This window comes from Stenotrophomonas maltophilia group sp. RNC7 (assembly GCF_030910085.1).
GTDB classification, from domain to species: domain Bacteria; phylum Pseudomonadota; class Gammaproteobacteria; order Xanthomonadales; family Xanthomonadaceae; genus Stenotrophomonas; species Stenotrophomonas sepilia.
The window spans coordinates 1-434 of record NZ_JAVFVN010000437.1 but is presented as its reverse complement, the minus strand read 5'-3'; the positions used below and the strand labels follow the sequence as shown (position 1 = coordinate 434).

The 434-nt window shown below is 46.3% G+C and carries 1 protein-coding gene; it reads left to right on the top strand.

What is annotated here, in order from left to right:
* Nucleotides 1–157: 157 nt before the first annotated feature.
* The coding region (locus RCF13_RS07400) for a hypothetical protein (protein WP_308141028.1) at nucleotides 158–434 on the top strand (277 nt) is incomplete at its 3' end.

Here is a 434-nt window from a genome sequence, read left to right as displayed (position 1 = left end):
AGCATATAGGCGTCGTATTTATATATGGCTATTGTTACTTGCTTCTCTACTGTTCACGTGGTGGTGTTCAGATCTACCTCCGAACCATAAAATTATAACATTTCTTCTCCCCGCTTTCTTCGTCGGTAATTTGGCCTACATGCATAAGCGTGAGCTAATGTCTGTTCATCCGGTAATCCCATGGCTGGTATTCGTGTTGTTGTTACAGTGGTGGCAGACCAGTGCTGCGCAATTGTTTGGTGGCGCTGCACTTGCTGTCGTTCAAGCATTCGCGATGGTGTGGGTCGGGATAGCTGGAACTAAAATCATCCCTTTCAAATTTCCCGACATTAGTTATGGGGCGTATGTTTATCATTTGCCGATTTTGTTCGTTATCATCGGTCGCGGATGGGCCGATGACGCTATCACAACCCTGTTACTTTTGGTCCCGTTCC